This window comes from Streptomyces sp. NPDC048106 (genome assembly GCF_040706415.1).
In the GTDB taxonomy this organism is placed as follows: domain Bacteria; phylum Actinomycetota; class Actinomycetes; order Streptomycetales; family Streptomycetaceae; genus Streptomyces.
The window spans coordinates 1-18,478 of record NZ_JBEZND010000006.1; the positions used below are offsets into that span (position 1 = coordinate 1).

13 protein-coding genes are annotated in these 18,478 nt (G+C 73.8%); 7 read left to right on the forward strand and 6 right to left on the reverse strand.

Features of this window, described 5'->3' with window-relative positions; genetic code table 11:
- Positions 1-410 precede the first annotated feature (410 nt).
- Positions 411-959: a MarR family transcriptional regulator gene (locus AB0927_RS07695; protein WP_366666630.1), complete on the reverse strand. Its 549-nt coding sequence runs from the start codon at positions 957-959 to the stop codon at positions 411-413.
- A gap of 122 nt (positions 960-1,081) precedes the next feature.
- Here AB0927_RS07695 and AB0927_RS07700 point away from each other — a divergent pair, with 122 nt between their 5' ends.
- Positions 1,082-2,356, forward strand: coding sequence for an MFS transporter (locus AB0927_RS07700; RefSeq protein ID WP_366666880.1), 1,275 nt, complete (start codon positions 1,082-1,084; stop codon positions 2,354-2,356).
- 66 nt (positions 2,357-2,422) lie between these two features.
- Here AB0927_RS07700 and AB0927_RS07705 read toward each other — a convergent pair whose 3' ends face one another.
- The 3 genes from AB0927_RS07705 to AB0927_RS07715 form a co-directional block, all read right to left on the reverse strand.
- Complete coding sequence (locus AB0927_RS07705; protein ID WP_366666631.1) at positions 2,423-3,211, reverse strand: methyltransferase domain-containing protein; 789 nt, start codon at positions 3,209-3,211, stop codon at positions 2,423-2,425.
- 53 nt (positions 3,212-3,264) lie between these two features.
- Positions 3,265-4,926, reverse strand: coding sequence for a SpoIIE family protein phosphatase (locus AB0927_RS07710; protein WP_366666632.1), 1,662 nt, complete (start codon positions 4,924-4,926; stop codon positions 3,265-3,267).
- Positions 4,927-5,059: 133 nt separating this feature from the next.
- Complete coding sequence (locus AB0927_RS07715) at positions 5,060-6,424, reverse strand: NAD(P)/FAD-dependent oxidoreductase (RefSeq protein ID WP_366666633.1); 1,365 nt, start codon at positions 6,422-6,424, stop codon at positions 5,060-5,062.
- 383 nt (positions 6,425-6,807) lie between these two features.
- On the opposite strand from AB0927_RS07715, the gene AB0927_RS07720 reads away from it, so the two are divergent.
- On the forward strand, positions 6,808-7,599 hold the full coding sequence (locus AB0927_RS07720; protein WP_366666634.1) for a TetR family transcriptional regulator: 792 nt from the start codon (positions 6,808-6,810) through the stop codon (positions 7,597-7,599).
- Between the two features lie 333 nt (positions 7,600-7,932).
- Positions 7,933-9,618 carry a sigma-70 family RNA polymerase sigma factor gene (locus AB0927_RS07725; protein ID WP_366666881.1) on the forward strand — a complete coding sequence of 562 codons (1,686 nt, stop codon included), beginning with the start codon at positions 7,933-7,935 and terminating at the stop codon, positions 9,616-9,618.
- A 12-nt stretch (positions 9,619-9,630) separates the two neighbouring features.
- Here the strand turns inward: AB0927_RS07725 and AB0927_RS07730 are convergent, their stop codons facing one another.
- Positions 9,631-11,694, reverse strand: a complete 2,064-nt coding sequence (locus AB0927_RS07730) for an asparagine synthase-related protein (protein WP_366666635.1) — start codon at positions 11,692-11,694, stop codon at positions 9,631-9,633.
- 755 nt (positions 11,695-12,449) lie between these two features.
- Between AB0927_RS07730 and AB0927_RS07735 the strand changes: the two genes are divergently transcribed.
- The 4 genes from AB0927_RS07735 to AB0927_RS07750 all read left to right on the forward strand — a co-directional run bounded on the left by AB0927_RS07735 (position 12,450) and on the right by AB0927_RS07750 (position 17,483).
- Positions 12,450-13,874, forward strand: coding sequence for an MFS transporter (locus tag AB0927_RS07735; RefSeq protein WP_366666636.1), 1,425 nt, complete (start codon positions 12,450-12,452; stop codon positions 13,872-13,874).
- 104 nt (positions 13,875-13,978) lie between these two features.
- Positions 13,979-15,226, forward strand: a complete 1,248-nt coding sequence (gene lhgO / locus AB0927_RS07740) for an L-2-hydroxyglutarate oxidase (RefSeq protein ID WP_366666637.1) — start codon at positions 13,979-13,981, stop codon at positions 15,224-15,226.
- A gap of 25 nt (positions 15,227-15,251) precedes the next feature.
- On the forward strand, positions 15,252-16,052 hold the full coding sequence (trmB, locus tag AB0927_RS07745) for a tRNA (guanosine(46)-N7)-methyltransferase TrmB (RefSeq protein WP_366666882.1): 801 nt from the start codon (positions 15,252-15,254) through the stop codon (positions 16,050-16,052).
- Positions 16,053-16,094: 42 nt separating this feature from the next.
- Complete coding sequence (locus AB0927_RS07750; RefSeq protein WP_366666638.1) at positions 16,095-17,483, forward strand: PrsW family glutamic-type intramembrane protease; 1,389 nt, start codon at positions 16,095-16,097, stop codon at positions 17,481-17,483.
- Positions 17,484-17,502: 19 nt separating this feature from the next.
- On the opposite strand, the gene AB0927_RS07755 is transcribed toward AB0927_RS07750, so the two are convergent.
- A complete protein-coding gene (locus tag AB0927_RS07755) occupies positions 17,503-18,447 on the reverse strand; it encodes an aldo/keto reductase (protein ID WP_366666639.1) in 945 nt (314 codons plus the stop codon).
- Positions 18,448-18,478: the final 31 nt, after the last annotated feature.

Sequence of the window (18,478 nt, forward strand, 5' to 3'; positions counted from 1 at the left end):
CTTGCGTTTCCGACTCTATCAGATCTTTCCGATCCGATTTCCTCGGTGCTTTCCAGGTTTCCGCTTCCGCGTTTCCCTTTCCGGCGGTTCCGACTCTATCAGACCCTTTCGGTGCCTGACCCCCAGTCAGCGGGGCTTGTCTTCCCGGCCCGTTGGGCCGTTCCAACGCCTCAAACCCTAGCGGATCTCTCCGGCGATTCCCAATCGGGCCGCCGATTCCCTATTCGAATTAAATTCGGACACGCCGAAATCAACCCGAGAGGGAGATCGTGCTGATGATGTGAGGGGTGCCGCTCGAAGCGGCTGAGGTGCCACCGTGGAGACACTACGGCCCCGCGGCAACCCGAAGAACTCTACGGAACGAGCAGTGGGCGTGTCAACTACGCCCTGTCAAGATCTTTTCTGCTGCCTCAGTCGAGGTCGCTGAGGCGGCCGCCGGCGTCCGGCTGGGCGTGCTCCACCCTGCGCAGGAGGGTGGTGAGGACTTCGCCGAGGACCGAGCGCTCGGCCGGGGTGAGGTCCTGGAGCAGGTCCTCCTCGAAGACCGTCGCGAGACGCATCGCCTCCAGCCACTTCTCCCGGCCCTCGGGAGTCAGCTCGATGATGACCCGCACCCGGTTGGACTCGTCGCGCTCCCGGGTGACCAGTCCCTCGGCGACCATCCGGTCGATCCGGTGCGTCATGGCGGCCGGGGTGAGTCCGAGGCGCTTCGCGAGGTCACTGGGGCCCAGGCGGTAGGGGGCGCCGGAGAGGACCAGCGCCTTGAGCACCTCCCACTCGGCGTTGCTGATGCCGAGGGCCGCGGTCTGGCGGCCGTACGCGACGTTCATCCGGCGGTTGAGCCGGGAGAGGGCCGACACGATCTTCTCGACCTGCGGGTCGAGGTCCTGGAACTCGCGCTGGTAGGCGGCGATCTGTTCTTCGAGGGTCGGCTCAGCGACGTCGGCGGTGTCGGCCATGGGCCGAGTATGGCATGCGAGCGCTTTGCCTTGAAGTCCTTCGTTGTGTACTCTTTAGCTTCGAACTTTAGCTTCGAAGTCTTCACTCCTAACTAGTGAGAGAGGTGAACGTGACCAGGGCGATGGGCGCAGCGATGCGCCGGATCCACGTGGGCAACGCACTCAGCGCATTCGGGCTCGGCTTCACGGTTCCTTACCTGTACGTCTACGTGGCGCAGGTGCGGGGCCTGGGGGCCATGACGGCGGGTCTCGTGCTCGCCGTCTTCGCCGTGGCCGCGCTGATCGTGCTGCCGTTCGCCGGCCGGGCGATCGTGCGGCGCGGCCCGTTGCCGGTCCTCCTCGCCGCCCTGGTCATCGCCGCGCTCGGCGCGCTGAGCCTGGGGCTCGCGGGCAGCGCGTGGTCCGTCCTGCTCGCCGCCGCGGCGCTCGGTGCCGGCCAGGCCGTGATGCAGCCGGCGCTGGCCACGATGATCGTGGACTGCTCCAGCGCGGACACCCGGTCCCGGGCGTTCGCGACGCAGTTCTTCCTCCAGAACCTGGGCCTCGGCATAGGTGGCCTCATCGGCGGCCATCTGGTCGACACCACGCGCGTGTCGTCGTTCACCCTGCTGTTCGCGATCGAGGCGGCGATGTTCCTGCTGCTGGTCGCGGTGCTGGCGACCGTGCGGATGCCGCATTCCCCCCGTCTGGAGGGTGCCCCCGCGTCGTCCAAGGGCAGCTGGAAGCGGCTGCTCGGCAACCGGGCGATGGTGCAGCTGTGTGTGCTGGGCTTCGTGCTGTTCTTCGCCTGTTACGGGCAGTTCGAGTCGGGTCTCAGCGCGTACGGCGTGGAGGCCGCCGGGATATCCACCTCCACGCTGGGTACGGCCCTGGCCGCGAACACGCTGATGATCGTGGTCGCCCAGTTCGCCGTGCTGAGGTTCGTGGAGCGCGCCCGCCGCACCCGGGTGATCGCCCTGGTGGGCGTGGTCTGGGCGGTGGCCTGGCTGGCCGCGGGCTACGCGGGGCTCGGGCACGGCAGCCAGGAGATGGCGACGGCCGCGTTCGTGTCGACGTACGCACTGTTCGGGCTCGGCGAGGCGATGCTGTCGCCGACGGTGGCTCCGCTGGTCGCCGATCTGGCGCCGGAGGGTCTCGCCGGTCAGTACAACTCGGCGTTCGCGCTGGTCAAGCAGCTTGCGCTGGCGGTCGGTCCGGCGGTGGGCGGTCCCCTCGGGGCGTCGCTGCACGCGCCGTACATCGTGACCTTCGTGCTGTTCTCGCTGGGCGTCACGTATCTGGCGCTGCGGCTGGGGCGGCGGCTCACCGCGGTGCAGGACCAGCCGTGGCTGGCGCGCGGGAGCCGGGTGGTCAGCCGGGGCGGGGCCCCGGTGGAGCCGGTGGCCGCTGAGGCGTGAGCCCCGGTGGTCAAGCGGCGGCCGTCACCTTCGGGTGGCGGCCGTCGTCGTGTTCCGGGATCCGGCTCAACGGGCCGCGGTGACCAGCAGCGAGGTGAAGGGGAGGGTCGCCGTGCCGTCGGGGGCGGTGCGGTCGGCGAGCTGCTCGCGGACCAGTTCGCCCGCCCCGGTGAGGGCTTCCTCGCCGCCGGCCTCCCTGAGCATGCCGCCCCAGAGGGTGTCCAGGTGCTCGCGGGCGTAGCGGTCCAGCGGGGGCAGGGTGACCTCGAAGGTGACCACCCGGTGGGCGGTGTCGCGGTAGCCGGCCGTGTGCAGGGCCGCGGTGAGCTGGTCGGCGGTGCGGGGGTAGGCGCGGACGAGGTAGGGGAGCGCGGCGGGAGCGTACTTCTCCAGGGCGCGCTGTTCGGCGAGGAAGTAGGGCTGGCGGTCGAGCGGGGCCCAGACGGTGGCGGCGAACCGGCCGCCCGGCCGGGTGACCCGGGCCGCCTCGGTGAGGGCGGCGGTCAGATCGGGGAAGAGCTGCGCCCCCTGCTGGCAGACGACCGCGTCGAAGCCGGCGGCGGGGTACGGAAGGCGGTCGGCGGGGGCCGCGGTGAAGTCGAGGTCCGGGCGGTGTTCCCGGGCGACGCGGATCATGCCCTCGTCGATGTCGGCGCCGCTGACCCGGCCGGCGGTGCCGACCAGAGCGGCGGCCGCGCGGGCGACGAAACCGGTGCCGCAGGCGAGGTCGAGCACGGCGTCACCGGGGACGAGGCCCACGGCGTCGAGCAGTTCGGCCACGAACGGTCTCATGATCGGAGCGCTGTGGGTCTCGTACGCCTCGGGTCCTTCGGTGCTGCGGTGTATTTGTGCCATACGTAAGCATTTAACACCGGAAGTGGGTGCACAGGCCAACGACTGGACGTCGCTCAGGGTCTCGGTTTCGGCAGCAGGAACTCGCACCAGACCGCCTTGCCGCCGCCCGGGGTGCGGCGGCAGCCCCAGGTGGAGGCGATGGTGGCGACGATGGCGATGCCCCGGCCGGACTCGTCGGCCGGCTCGGCGCGGCGGCGCCGGGGGAGGTGGTCGTCGCCGTCGGTGACCTCCACGATGAGGCGGCGGTCGGTGCGGCGCAGCCGCAGGCGCATGGGCGGGGTGCCGTGCTGGAGGCTGTTGGCGACGAGTTCGCTGGTGGCGAGGACGCCGAGGTCGTGCAGTTCGGCGGGGAAGCGCCAGCTGGTGAGGACGCCGGAGGCGAAGGCGCGGGCGCGCGGGGCGGCCTCGACGCCGCCGAGGAGTTCCAGGGCCGCGTTGCGGAACAGCTCGCCGTCGGGGCCCGTGCGGGCGGGGTGCTGGAGGACGAGGACGGCCACGTCGTCGTCGTGGTCGGCGGTGACGCCGGCCGAGCGGACCAGGCGGTCGCAGACGACCTGGGGGGAGCCGGTGGCGCCGGCCAGGGCGCGTTCCAGGGCGGCGATGCCCTCGTCCAGGTCTTCGTTGCGCCGCTCGACCAGGCCGTCGGTGTAGAGGACCGCGGTGGAGCCGGGGAGCAGCGCGATCGAGCCCGAGGAGTGGATCCAGCCGCCGGTGCCGAGCGGCGGACCGGTGGGTTCGTCGGCCCGGGAGACCGTGCCGTTCTCGTCGCGGACCAGGATGGGCAGATGTCCGGCGGAGGCGTACACCAGCCGGCCCTCGTTGGGGTCGTGGACGGCGTAGACGCAGGTGGCGATCTGGTGGGGGTCGATCTCGGCGGCGAGGCCGTCGAGCAGCTGGAGCACCTCGTGCGGGGGCAGGTCGAGACGGGCGTAGGCGCGCACGGCGGTGCGGAGCTGTCCCATCACCGCGGCGGCGCGCACGCCCCGGCCCATGACGTCGCCGATGACGAGGGCGGTGCGGCCGCCGCCGAGGGTGATCACGTCGTACCAGTCGCCGCCGACCGCGGCCTCGGTGCCGCCGGGCTGGTAGGTGGCGGCGACGCGCAGGTCGTCGGGTTCTTCCAGGTCCTGCGGGAGCAGGGAGCGCTGGAGGGTGACGGCGGTCTCGCGCTGGCGGCGCTCGCTGGCGCGCAGCCGTTCGGCGGCTTCCGCGTGGTCGGTGACGTCGGTGGCGAAGACGAGAACCGCGCCGTCGCCGCCGTCCCGCTCTCCGGTCTCGGCGGCGGGGGTGCAGGTGAACGTGTACGAGCGGCCGTCCACCGCGCGGCGGGACTTCAGGGTGCGGGGGCGGCCGCTGCGCAGCACCTGGTCGAGGAGCGGGAGCAGGCCCAGTTCGGCGAGTTCGGGCAGGGCCTCGCGGGCGGGGGCGCCGACGGGGCGGGGGCCGAAAGCCGCCGTATAGGCCTCGTTGACGTACGCGATGTGGTGGTCGGGGCCGTGCACGAGGGCGACGAGGGCCGGGACGCGGTCGAGGACTTCGCGGGCGGGCAGTTCGTCGACGGCGGGGACCGGGCCGGTCCCGTCGGCGGGGACCCCGGCGCGGGCCGCGGGCACGCAGCCTTCCCCCCGCCGGTCCGGGGGGACCGGGGTCTCGGTCCGCGCGGCGGCGCGGCGCTGCGTTCCGGGGAGCCGGGCGCTCCAGCGCGTGAAGTTCACTGTGGGGAAGGCCTCGTGGGTGCTAGGGCGGGCGGGTGCCCGTCCGATGTCGTGGGGCAGTCTGGCAGGGAGCCGGCCACGGCGGGCGACATCCGTCAGACGGTGGGGCGGGCCGTGGAGTTCCTGGATCGGGTCAGGACGACCCCTTCGGGTCGTGAGGATGCTTTCCCCCGGCCGCGAGTTCGAACTCCGCGCGCGGGTGTTCGAGTGAACCGAGCGAGACGATCTCACGTTTGAAGAGACCGGCGAGGATCCACTCGGCGAGCACGCGGGCCTTGCGGTTGACGGTGGGCACCCTGCTGAGGTGGTAGACGCGGTGCATGAACCAGGCAGGGTAGCCCTTCAGCCTGCGCCCGTAGACCTGGGCGACGCCCTTGTGCAGGCCGAGGGAGGCGACGGAGCCCGCGTAGGAGTGCGCGTAGGTGTCCAGGGGTTCGCCGCGCAGGGCGTGGACGAGGTTGTCGCCGAGGACCCTGGCCTGGCGTACGGCGTGCTGGGCGTTGGGGGCGGTGAGGGTGCCGGGTTCGGCGGCGGTGACGTCCGGGACGGCCGCGGCGTCGCCGGCGCCCCAGGCGTGCTCGGTGCCCTCGACGGTGAGCTGGGCGGTGCACCTGAGCCGGCCGCGGTCGGTGAGCGGCAGGCCGGTGGCGGCGAGCAGCGGATGCGGTTTGACGCCGGCGGTCCAGACGACCGTACGGGTCGGGAAGCGCTGGCCGTCGCTGAGCACGGCGACCCGGTCGGCGCAGGATTCCAGGCGGGTGCCGAGGAGCACCTGGATGTTGCGGCGGCGGAGCTGGGTGACGGTGTAGCGGCCCAGGTCGGGGCCGACCTCGGGCAGGATGCGGTCGCTCGCCTCGACCAGGACCCATTTCATGTCCTCGGCGCGGACGTTGTGGTAGTAGCGGGCGGCGTAGCGCGCCATGTCCTCCAGCTCGCCGAGGGCTTCGACGCCCGCGTAGCCGCCGCCGACGAAGACGAAGGTGAGGGCGGCGTCGCGGATCGCGGGGTCGCGGGTGGAGGAGGCGATGTCCATCTGTTCGATGACGTGGTTGCGCAGCCCGATCGCCTCCTCGACGGTCTTGAAGCCGATGCCGTACTCGGCGAGGCCGGGGATGGGCAGGGTGCGGGCGACGGAGCCGGGGGCGAGCACCAGTTCGTCGTAGCCGAGGAGTTCGGTGCGGCCCGCGTCGGCGGTGGCGAGGGTGGTGACGGCGGCGGTGCGCGCCGCGTGGTCGATGGAGGTCGCCTCGCCGACGACGACGTGGCACTGCCCGAGGACGCGGCGCAGCGGTACGACGACATGGCGGGGCGAGATCGAGCCCGCGGCCGCCTCGGGCAGGAAGGGCTGGTACGTCATATAGGGGTCGGGTGTGACGACGGTGATCTCGACCTCACCACGCCTCAGCTCGGCCTTCAGCTTCCGCTGGAGGCGCAGGGCCGTGTACATCCCGACGTAGCCGCCGCCGACAACCAGAATGCGCGCACGTTCCTTCACCATCCCATGACGCACCCGCCGCTGTGGTTTGTCCACAGGCCCGGCAATTTGTGTGACCGGCGGTCTCGTGGCCGGCGGTGCGCGCCCGGCGGCCGGGGTGGCGGAAAGGAGGCAGGTCAGCGGGGGCGAATGCGCGGGCGGGCGCGCCGGTAATCGGGACGTATGTGCCTCGTACTCCGATCGGGGGGCGCAGTGTGCGGAACCTGCCCCTTCTGAATTGACGGCCACTCAACTATGTTCGTGTCGACGGGGTGTAGGGGATGGGGATGTGGTCGTGCGGGCTACGCGACGGGCCGGCCCGCGGCGATCGGTGCCTCCTTCGCGCACTCCGGCATCAGTGGCGGGGAGTGTCTCCGGGGGGAGACGCCATGTACCGGGGGAAACACATGCATATTCAGGACACGCATTGGTCAGCCGCCACCGCGGTGGCTGGAGCATCGGCCATGCCGGCGGGGCCGGCGGTCGCGACGGCGAACGGGCGCGCGGACGGGGCGCGTACGACGCCGCTGCGGGTGGACGCACAGCGCAATCTGGAGCACGTGCTGCGCGCGGCGCGTGAGGTGTTCGGCGAGCTGGGGTACGGCGCGCCGATGGAGGACGTGGCGCGGCGCGCGCGGGTCGGGGTCGGCACCGTGTACCGGCGCTTTCCCAGCAAGGACGTGCTGGTCCGGCGAATAGCCGAGGAGGAGACGGCGCGGCTCACCGAGCAGGCGCGGGCGGCGCTGGGGCAGGAGGACGAGCCCTGGTCGGCGCTGTCCCGGTTCCTGCGCACGTCGGTGGCGTCGGGGGCGGGCAGGCTGTTGCCGCCGCAGGTGCTGCGGGTCGGCTCCTCGGAGGGCTCCGTGGGTTCGGCCGACGGCGTGCGTGCCGTGGTCGAGGAGGCGCGGGTGCCGCAGCAGCGGCTGCAGCCCGTCGGCGCCGAACTGCGGCTCGTGGCGCAGGACTCCGGCGCGCCGGAGGATTCCGGGGTCGGGGAGCTGCTGGCGGTCGTGGGGCAGCTGGTGGAGCGGGCGCGGGCGGCGGGGGAGCTGCGGACCGACGTGTCCGTGTCCGACGTGCTGCTGGTGATCGCCACGGCGGCGCCGTCCCTGCCGGACGCCGCGCAGCAGGCGGCGGCGTCGGCGCGGTTGCTGGACATCCTGCTGGAGGGTCTGCGGTCCCGCCCCGCGCGTGTCTGACCGCGAGTTCCGCCCGCCCGCACCGCCCGCGCGACGTCCGTCGCCGGGTGGTGCGGGCGGCCCTTTTTCCGGGCGGCTCGCCGATGACGGGCGAGTCCCCTCGGACGGGTGACAGGAGGCGGACCCGGTCGTCGGGGAAATGACGATGTGGGACGCTGGGGCGGTGATGTCGGGCTGGGGCGGGGGCGTTCCGGAATGAGTGTCGACGGGGCGCGCGAGAACGAGGGTGTCGGGGCGCAGGTGCCTGGTCAGGGCCGCCGGACGGGCAGGAAAAACGTACCGGCACAGCGGGGTGCGGACAGGCCGGCCGGTGACGCCGAGCTGATCGAGCGGATGCGGGGCGGGGACGACTCCGCCTACGAGGAGCTGTACCGGCGGCACGCGGAGGCCGTGCGCCGGTACGCGCGCACCTGCTGCCGGGACGCGCACACCGCCGATGACCTCACCGCCGAGGTGTTCGCCCGGATGCTCCAGGCCGTGCGCGGTGGCTCCGGACCCGAGCACGCCGTACGCGCCTATCTGCTGACGTCGGTACGGCGGGTCGCCGCGCACTGGGTCGGATCGGCCCGGCGGGAGCAACTCGTGGACGACTTCGCCGCGTTCGCCCAGCAGGCCGCCCGCTCCTCGGCGGTGTCCGACGACGACACCCTCGAACTCGGCGCCGACGTCAGGGCGTTGCAGGAGGCCGAGCGGTCCATGGCCATGCGGGCCTTTCGCTCGCTGCCCGAGCGCTGGCAGGCCGTGCTGTGGCACACCGAGGTGGAGGACGAGTCCCCGAGCGAGGTCGCCGTCCTGTTCGGCCTGGACGCCAACGGCACCCGGGTACTGGCCAGCCGCGCCCGGGAGGGTCTGAAGCAGGCCTACCTCCAGGCCCACGTCAGCGCCACCCTCACCGACGACGCGGAGTGCGCCCGCTACGCCGACCAGCTGGGCACCTACGCCCGCCGCAAGCTGCGCATCCGTGCCGAGCGGGGTCTGCGCGGACACCTGGCGGAGTGCGCCAGGTGCCGGCTCGCGGCGGCGCAGATCGAGGAGGTCGCCGGCGGCATCCCGGCCGTCGTACCGGTCGCGGTCATCGGCTGGTTCGGCGCCGCCGGGTACGCCAAGGCACTCGGTCTCCTCGCGGGCGGCGCGGGGGCCGGGGCCGCGGGTGCCGCCGCCGCGGCGAGCGGGTCCTCCGGTGGGGCCGGGGCCGCGGGCGCGACCGCCTCGGAGGCGATCGGGGCACCGGTCAAGGCGGGGATCGCCGCCGGTGTCGTCGCGGTCGCCACCGCCGCGGTGGCCTTCGGCCTCGTGTACGACGGCCATCCGGCGAAGGTGGCCGCCACCCCGTCGCCGCCGCCCTCGGCGGTCGTCGTGCGGTCGCCTTCCCCGACTCCCACACCGCCGAAGCCGAAGCAGAAGCCGACGTCGAAGCCGAAGCCGATGTCGAAGCCGAAGCCGACGTCGACACCCAGTCCCGAGCCGAAGCCGAAGCCCAAACCGGTGGCGCCCACCCCGACGCCGACCCCGACCCCGACCCCCACGCCGAAGGCGAAGCCCGCGCCCACCCCGCCCCCGACGCCCACTCCCCCGTCGGCCCCGGCCGTCTACCAGCTCAGCGAGCTGCGCTACGACGTGAGCGGCGACGGCACCCGGCCCGAGATCGCGCTGGACGCGAGCAGCTGGGTGTGGCAGCGGTACGGCCTGGAGATCGGCGGCAAGGAGTACGCGCGCGGCGCGACCGTCCGGGGCGAGTCCTCCGTGACCGTCGCCCTCAACCGGCAGTGCACCGCGTACGACGCGCTGGCCGGCGTGGACGACCTGACCCTCGGCCTCGGCAAGGTGACCTTCGCCGTCTACGGCGACGGGGTCCCGCTGTGGCGCTCGGGGACGGTCAGGGGCCGGGACCAGGCCGTCCCCGTCCATGTGGACCTCAGGGGGCGCACGACCGTACGGCTCGTGGTGCGGGCGCACGGCGGCACCTTCGACCGGACGGCGCTGGCGGACTGGGCGCAGTCCCGGTTCACCTGCCGGTAGCGCGCCCGCCCCTCACGCGCCCGAGGCCAGCGCGTCCCGCCGCGGCTGGATGCCGGACGGCACCGCCCGCGACCGGGCCGGCGTCCCCGTCCAGCAGGTGCCCCGGCGGGAGAGCAGGCGGTGGAGCCACAGTTCGAGGGAGACCAGGTCGGCCAGGCCGTCCACGGTGGCACCACCGGCCGCCGCGCGCAGCGCCTTGCGGACCACGCGCGCCTCCACCAGGCCCGCGTCCGCCAGCAGCGGGCGGGAGAAGAGGTCGAGCAGGGGGTCGGCGGACAGGCGCAGGCCCGCGCGCGCGGCGGCGGCCGAGGAGCCGTGGGACGGGGTGCCCCAGCCGGGCGGCAGGCCGGTGATGCCGGTGCTCTCCAGGACCGTGCGCAGGATCGCGGCCCGCGCACCGGGCCGGACCCGCAGCGCCTCCGGCAGCTCCCGGCACGCGCGGACCACCTGGTTGTCGAGAAAAGGCGCGTGCAGCCGCTGCGAGCGGACCTCCGCGGACTGTTCCAGCACGCGCAGGTCGGCGGCGTACCGGGCGAGCGCCGCCCGTGCGCGATGGTCGCCGGGCCGCTGCGCGCACAGACCCGACCGGTCCGCCTCGGCCCCGAGCAGAACCGATACTTCAGCCAGTGCCTCCCCCGTGAGCCACCGGGCGGCCGGCCCCGGCGCGGCCCAGGTCAGTGCCGCGAGCGACGCCCCGACCGCCCCCTTCGGCTCCTCGAACCGCCGCCGCATCAGCCGCTCGGCCAGCGCGTCGAGGCCCGACCGGTACGGCGTGCGGGCGAGCCGCCGGGCGGCGCCGTACACCCGCGCGGGGACCAGGACCGAGCCGTCCGCCCGGGCGAGCGCGGCGACCGGCCGGACCAGATGGCGGCGCCTGCGGTCCATCAGGAGGTCGGCGAGCCGGGCGGGGTGCGCGTCGAGGACCTGGCGCGCGCCGTGCCCGGTGAAGTGGTCCGCGCTGCCCGCGGCCAGCCGCGCCCGGTGGCGCGCCGCCATGACCAGCGAGGGTCCGGGCTCGTCGGTGAGGGGGCCGTCGAGGTCGGCGTAGGGCAGGGTCTCCTCGCTGCCGGTCACCACCACGTGGTGCAGCCGCGGGTCGGCCGCGAGGGTCCCCGCGCGCTGCACCTCGGCCTCGCGGCCGCCGGCGGCGAGGTCGTTGAAGGTGACGGCGAGGAGGCGTTCGCCGGTGCCGTGTCCGAGGAGGGTGCCGGGCCGGCCGGGCAGGCCGGCGGCGAGCAGCGCGAGGGTGGCGGAGGCCGGGCCGCCGGACAGGTCGGCGCCGATCCCGGGCACCGGCATCCCGCGCCGGGCGCGCCGCTCGGCGGGCCCCATCCCGGGGACCGGCCCCGGATCGAGGTCGGGCACGTGCCGCGGCGCCGACAGCCGGGTGCGCACCGCCTCCACCAGGGCGTCGCGTACGGCGTCCACCGCGCGGTCGGGGTCGGCGGGCGGCGCGGAGACGGCGAGCGAGGAGACCGGGTCGTACCCGGCGATCTCCCGCGCCCCCGCGCGCAGCACCAGCGCGTGCCCCGGCGGAACGCGCCGGACCCCTTCGTACGGGGTGGTGTCGCGCAGCGCGGCCGGGACGTCCGGGGCGGCGAGCAGGGCGGCCAGATGACCGAAGTCGAGGTTGGCCTCGATGAGGTCGGCGAGCGGCAGCGCGGCGGTGGCGTACGCGGTGCCGCCCGCCCACGGGGTGTGGAAGACCGGGCGGGCGCCCGCGAGATCACCGCAGACGGTGACGCGGCGGCCGACCTGGACGACGGCCGTGTAGCTGCCGGGCCAGTGCGTCAGATGGCGCAGCGCGCCCCCGCGCGCGGTGAACAGGCCGCGCCGCAGCTCCTCGTCGGAGGCGCCGCAGATGCCGAGGACGGCGATCCGGTTCTGCTCGTCGGCCTTGACCACGCGCACCTCGTCGGGGCGCCAGTCGCCGACGGCCCACAGCGGGTCGGGGTCGCCCCACAAAAGCTGGGAGCCGACCGGGTGCAGGGTCTCGCCGTCATGGCCCAGCGAGCCGGCGGAGCCGAGCCCGGCCGCGCCCGCGGCGGCGCTGCTCCACCCCACCAACCACCGCATCGCGCCTCCACAGCCTGTGGACAACCAGTGCCGATCGAACCGGTCCCCATGCTGCCACGAAGGACGCGTGGGAGAGGTGTGGTGACACCGCCCGGAATGGCGGAAGGAAGCGGGAGGTCGGCGGGAGGTCGGATGAAGGGCCACGGGAGCACGCGGGGAGGCCGGCGGCCGGGGCGCTCGGCGCGGCGGGGCGCCCCGACGGCTGCCACCAGGCATGGCGCGACGCGAATGCGCCCCCGATACACTCCCCTAAAACGCCCTTCGCGCCCCTAAGTTGCATGGTCGGAGCAGAAATCCCCCACTCACCCGCGGGACGATTTTCAGCCAAATACCAAATCACACCCGCGAGATGAGCACGCTCCGTAGGGGCTCGCGGCGCCCGAGGCGCCCCGGACATACGCACGGTCCGGGAGACGGCCTCCGCCTCCCGGACCGGTCCGCCACCCGCGGGGATGAAGGTGGCGGTGTCCCCCAGCCCACTGGATCCAGTACAGCGGGCCGACCCACGCAAGAACAGGAAACCGTCCGCGAGTTGGCCGGAGAAGAGCGCACGGCCGGGCGCACGGCCACACGCGCGGGGGCACGCGACGACCGGTCCGTGCACGGTGCGTACTGGTCCGTACTCCCGTACGGACCACAATCCCGCCATCCGGAACAATGCCCCTTAACGCTTGGGATGCGGCGAACTACGCTGGGTTTACGAATGCCGCACGGTTATGCACTGGGCGGCGGCCGTCTGTGTCGAGGGGTGGCGCATGTCCAGGGAGCAACGCGGGCCGAACGAAAAACTCGGCGCCGTTCTCGCCCTCGCGGGAATCAGCAACGCAGGACTCGCGCGTCGCGTCAACGACCTTGGCGCCCAACGCGGGTTGACACTTCGCTACGACAAGACGTCCGTGGCGCGCTGGGTGTCGAAGGGCATGGTGCCGCAGGGCGCCGCGCCGCACCTCATCGCGGCCGCCATCGGGCAGAAACTCGGCCGGCCGGTGCCGCTCCACGAGATCGGCCTGGCGGACGCGGACCCCGCGCCCGAGGTCGGCCTCGCCTTCCCTCGGGACGTGGCGCAGGCCGTGCGGTCGGCGACCGAGCTGTACCGCCTCGACCTCGCCGGGCGCCGGGCCGGCTCGGGCGGGATCTGGCAGTCGCTGGCCGGATCGTTCGCGGTGAGCGCCTACGCGACGCCCGCCTCACGCTGGCTGATAACCCCCGCGGACAGCTCGGTCGCGCGGGAGGACGGCTTCGCCGAGGGCACCGGCGCGCCGGTCAGAGTCGGCCACAGCGACGTCCGCAAGCTGCGGGAGGCGGCCGAGGACGCCAGGCGCTGGGACTCCAAGTACGGGGGCGGCGACTGGCGTTCGTCGATGGTGCCGGAGTGCCTGCGGGTCGAGGCGGCGCCGCTGCTGCTCGGCGGGTACTCCGACGAGGTCGGCCGCGCGCTGTTCGGCGCCTCCGCCGAACTGACCCGGCTGGCCGGCTGGATGGCCTTCGACACCGGCCAGCAGGAGGCGGCGCAGCGGTACTACATCCAGGCGCTGCGGCTCGCGCGCGCGGCGGCCGACGTACCGCTCGGCGGATACGTCCTCGCCTCCATGTCGCTCCAGGCGACGTACCGGGGGTTCGGGGACGAGGGGGTCGACCTCGCGCAGGCCGCCCTCGAACGCAACCGGGGACTGGCCACGGCCCGCACGATGAGCTTCTTCCGGCTGGTGGAGGCGCGCGCCCACGCGCGCGCGGGGGACGCGCAGGCGGCCGGGGCGGCGCTGAAGGCGGCGGAGAGCTGGCTGGAGCGCTCCAGGGAGGGGGACAACGATCCCTCGTGGCTCGGCTTCTACGGGTACGACCGGTTCGCCGCGGACGCGGCGGAGTGCTACCGGGACCTGAAGCTGCCGCGGCAGGTGCGCAGGTTCACCGAGCAGGCGCTGTCGAAGCCGACGGAGGAGTTCGTGCGGTCGCACGGGCTGCGGCTGGTCGTCTCGGCGGTGGCCGAGCTGGAGTCGGGGAACCTCGACGCGGCCTGCGAGCAGGGGGTGCGGGCCGTGGAGGTGGCAGGGCGGATCTCCTCGGCCCGGACGACGGAGTACGTGCGCGATCTGCTGCACCGGCTGGAGGCGTACGGGGACGAGCCGAGGGTGGTGGAGCTGCGCGAGCGGGCCCGCCCCCTGCTGATGGCCCCGGCGTAGCCCCACGGCCCCGGCGCGGCCCCCCGCCCCGGCACCCGTGCGGTACTGATCACCCCGGCGTTTGAAGTCACTGTCAGTGGCGCAGTGCACTATCGACGTGGGAGGTGGTGCAGGTGCCGGTCGGGGCGTACGACTGTGATGTGCTCGTGGTCGGAGGCGGGATCGTCGGGCTGTCGACGGCGTACGCGATCGGCAGGGCGGCACCGGGGACCCGGGTGACCGTGCTGGAGAAGGAGCCGGGGCCCGCCCGGCACCAGACGGGGCGCAACAGCGGGGTCGTCCACAGCGGGATCTACTACCGCCCGGGCTCGCTCAAGGCGCGGTACGCGGTGCGGGGCGCGGCCGAGATGGTCAAGTTCTGCGCCGAGTACGGCATCGAGCACGCCGTCACCGGCAAGCTGATCGTCGCCACCGAGCGCGCCGAGCTGCCCCGCCTGCACGCCCTGGTCCAGCGCGGCCGGGAGAACGGGATCCCGGTGCGCGAGCTGGGCCCCGCGCAGATCGCCGAGTACGAGCCGGAGGTGCGCGGACTGGCCGCGATACACGTCGGCACCACGGGGGTGTGCGACTACGTGGGGGTCGCCCGGCAGCTCGCCCTGGCCTCCGGCGCCGACATCCGCTACGGCGCGCGGGTCGTCCGGGTGGACCGGCGCCCCGAGCGGGGCGTGGCCGTGCGCACCGCCGCCGGGGACGTCGTCCGCGGCCGGGTGCTGGTGAACTGCGCCGGGCTCTACTGCGACGAGCTGGCCCGGCTGACCGGGGACGAACCCGGGGTGCGGATCGTGCCGTTCCGCGGGGAGTACTACGAGCTGGCGCGGCCCGAGCTGGTGCGCGGGCTGGTGTACCCGGTGCCGGACCCGGCGTTCCCCTTCCTCGGCGTGCACCTGACCCGGGGCGTCGACGGCGGCGTGCACATCGGCCCCAACGCGGTACCGGCGCTGGCCCGTGAGGGGTACGGCTGGCATGTCGTACGGCCCCGGGAGCTGGCCGGCACCGCCGCGTGGCCCGGCTCGTGGGCGATAGCGCGGCGGCACTGGCGGTACGGCGCGGGTGAGCTGCACCGCTCCCTGTCGAAGCGGGCGTTCCTGGAGGCGGTGCGCAGGCTGCTGCCCGCGGCCGAGGCCGACGACCTGGTGCCGGCGCCGGCCGGAGTGCGTGCGCAGGCCGTGCTGCGGGACGGAACGCTGGTGGACGACTTCCTGATCAAGGAGGGCCCCCGCGCGGTGCACGTGCTGAACGCGCCGTCCCCGGCGGCCACCGCGTCGCTGCCCATCGGCCGGGAGGTCGCGCGCCGGGCGCTGGAGATGCTGGCGGCGGTCGGCGGCGAGGGTGTACGGGCGCCGCGCCCGTAGACTCGTTCGTACTGTGTCTGATGCGCTGAACACCTCCGAAGCCCCGCCCGAGCCGGCCCCGGCCGCCTCCGGCGCCGCCCTGCCGCACACCCGGGCCAAGGGCGAGCCGCGGTTCCCGGACGGCCCGCGGGCCGATCCCGCCGGGTCGCACTTCGAGCGGCGGATCCGCAGCTTCCAGCCGCGCCGCAGCCGGGTGACGGCCGGGCAGGGCGACGCCCTGCGGCGGCTGTGGCCCACGTGGGGCCTGGACATCGACGGACAGCGGGTGCTCGACCTCGCCGAGCTGTTCGGCAACGACCGTCCGGTGGTCCTGGAGATCGGCTTCGGCATGGGCGAGGCGACCGCGCGGATGGCCGCCGCGGACCCCGGCACCAATGTGCTCGCGGTCGATGTGCACACCCCCGGCCAGGGCAATCTCCTGAACCTGGCCGAGCAGAACGGCCTGGACAACGTCCGGGTGGGCAACGGGGACGCGATCATCCTGCTGCGCGAGATGCTCCGCCCGGACGCGCTCGACGGGCTGCGGGTCTACTTCCCGGACCCCTGGCCCAAGAAGCGCCACCACAAGCGGCGGCTGATCCAGCCCGAGTTCCTCGACCTCGCCGCGACCCGGCTCAGGCCCGGCGCGCTGGTGCACTGCGCGACCGACTGGGAGCCGTACGCCGAGCAGATGCTCGACGTGCTCACCGCCCACCCCTGCTTCGAGAACACGCAGGCCGACGGCGGTTTCGCGCCCCGGCCCGAGTTCCGGCCGCTGACCCGTTTCGAGGGACAAGGACTGGACAAGGGACATGTCGTGAACGATCTTCTCTTCCGCCGCCGGTAAACCGCTCCAGCCCCTCGTCCCGCCACCGTTAGGGTCGATGCCGTGGCCACCAGTTCTGTGTACCCGACGTACCCGCCGAACCCCGGTGACGTTGCGCTCCGCCACCCGCGCTGGTGGCAGCTGCCCTGGGTGCGGTACGGCGCGCTGATCACGCTGCTGGCCATGTCCGGCCTGGTCATCCTGGCGCTGGTGCGCAAGGAGACCGGCACCGAGGGGTTCCTGGTGGGCCTCGGTCTCGCGGTGCTGCCGGTGCCCTGGCTGGTCACCGCGTTCCGCTGGCTGGACCGGGTGGCGCCCTTCGCCTGGCGGAACCTGGTGTTCGCGTTCTGCTGGGGCGCGTTCGCGGCGGCGCTCATAGCCATCGTCGCCAACAGCTTCGCGACCAAGTGGATAGCCACCTCGACCGCGGACCCGGCGGGCGCCAACACCCTCGGCGCCACCGTGATAGCCCCGATCGTCGAGGAGTCCGCCAAGGCCGCGGCCGTCCTGCTCGTCTTCCTCTTCCGCAGGCGCGAGTTCACCGGGATCGTGGACGGGATGGTGATAGCCGGGATCACCGCCACCGGGTTCGCGTTCACCGAGAACATCCTCTACCTGGGCACCGCCTTCGGCGCCGACCAGGTCACCGGCGGCCACGGCGTCGTCTCCGTCACCGCCGCCACCTTCTTCGTGCGCATCGTGATGTCCCCGTTCGCGCACCCCCTGTTCACCACCTGCACCGGCATCGGCTTCGGCCTCGCCGCGCTGTACGGGCCCCGCGGGCGCGCCCGGCGCCTGCTGGTGCCGCTCGGCGGACTGCTGCTCGCGATGTGCATGCACGCCCTGTGGAACGGCTCCGCCAGCTTCGGCCAGTACGGGTTCCTCGCCGTCTACGGCGCCTTCATGCTGCCCGCGTTCGGGCTGCTGACCTGGCTCGCGATCTGGACCCGGCAGCGGGAGCTGCGCACGGTGCGCGAGGAGCTGCCGGCGTATGTGCTGGCCGGCTGGCTGGGGCCGGCCGAACCCTTCGCGCTCGGCTCGATGCGCGCCCGCCGCATGGCCCGCGACTACGCCCGCCACCACGCCGGCCGCCCCACGGCACGCGCGGTGGCCCAGTACGAGACCCACGCCACCGCCCTCGCGCTCCTGCGGCAACGGGGCCGCCGCGGCCGGGCGGGCGCGGACTTCGCCGTACGCGAGCGGGAGCTGCTGGAGGAGCTGTGGCAGCGCCGGGAGGCCGCCCGGCCCGCCCTGGAGTACGCGGCCCGCACCGCGGCCCCCGTCGTCCCGATGGCGTGGGCAGCGGCGCCGTACGGGCACGCGTACGTGCCGGGACCGGGGTACGGCTATCCGCAGGGCCCGGGACATGGGTACGGCCACCCGCAGGGGCCGGGGCACGGGTACGGCTACCCGGCGGCGGCGCCGTACCCGTACAACCCGTACCGGGCGTGACGCCCGTGCCGGACGCGGCTTACGCCGACGCGTCCGTCAGCTTCTTCAGCTCGTCGTCCGTCAGCTTCAGGTCGGCGACGGCCAGCAGCGGCGGGAGCTGCTCCAGGGTGCGGGCCGAGGCGATCGGGGCGGTGACGGTCGGCTGGGCGGCCAGCCAGGCGAGGGCGACGGTGGCGTGCTGGGCGTCGTGCGCGGCGGCGATCTCGTCGAGGGCGGCGAGGACCCTCTGGCCGCGCTCGGACTCCGCGTAGTCCGCGGCCCGGCCGGCGCGCGCGCTGTCCACCTTCGTGCCGGGCCGGTACTTGCCGGTCAGGAAGCCCGAGGCGAGCGCGAAGTACGGCACGGTGGCCAGTCCCTCGCGGGCGGCGAGGTCCTGGAGCGGGCCCTCGTAGGTGTCGCGGGAGACCAGGTTGTAGTGCGGCTGGAGGGCCACGTAGCGGGCCAGGCCCTCGCGGGTGGAGAAGTCCAGGGACTCCTTGAGCCGCTCGGCGCTGATGTTGGACGCGGCGATCTGCCGGACCTTGCCGGCCCGCACCAGCTGGTCCAGTGCGCCGATGATCTCCTCGACCGGCACGTCGGGCTGGTCGAAGTGGGTGTAGTAGAGGTCGATGTAGTCGGTGCCCAGCCGGGCCAGGGAGGCGTCGGCGGCGGCCTTGATGTTGTCCGCGGACAGGCCCTGGTACCGCGGGTGCTGGCTGACCTTGGTGGCGATGACGACGTCGGAGCGGTTGCCGCGGGCCTTGACCCACTTGCCGATGACGGTCTCGGACTCGCCGCCCTGGTTGCCCTCGATCCAGGCGCTGTAGGAGTCGGCGGTGTCGATGAAGTTGCCGCCCCCGGCCGTGTACGCGTCCAGGACGGCGTGGGAGGTCTGCTCGTCGGCGGTCCAGCCGAAGACGTTGCCGCCCAGGCAGAGCGGGGAGACCTGGAGGTCGGAAGAGCCGAGTGTGCGCAGAGAAGTCATGCCCCGCATTCAACACCGGCGGCGGATGATC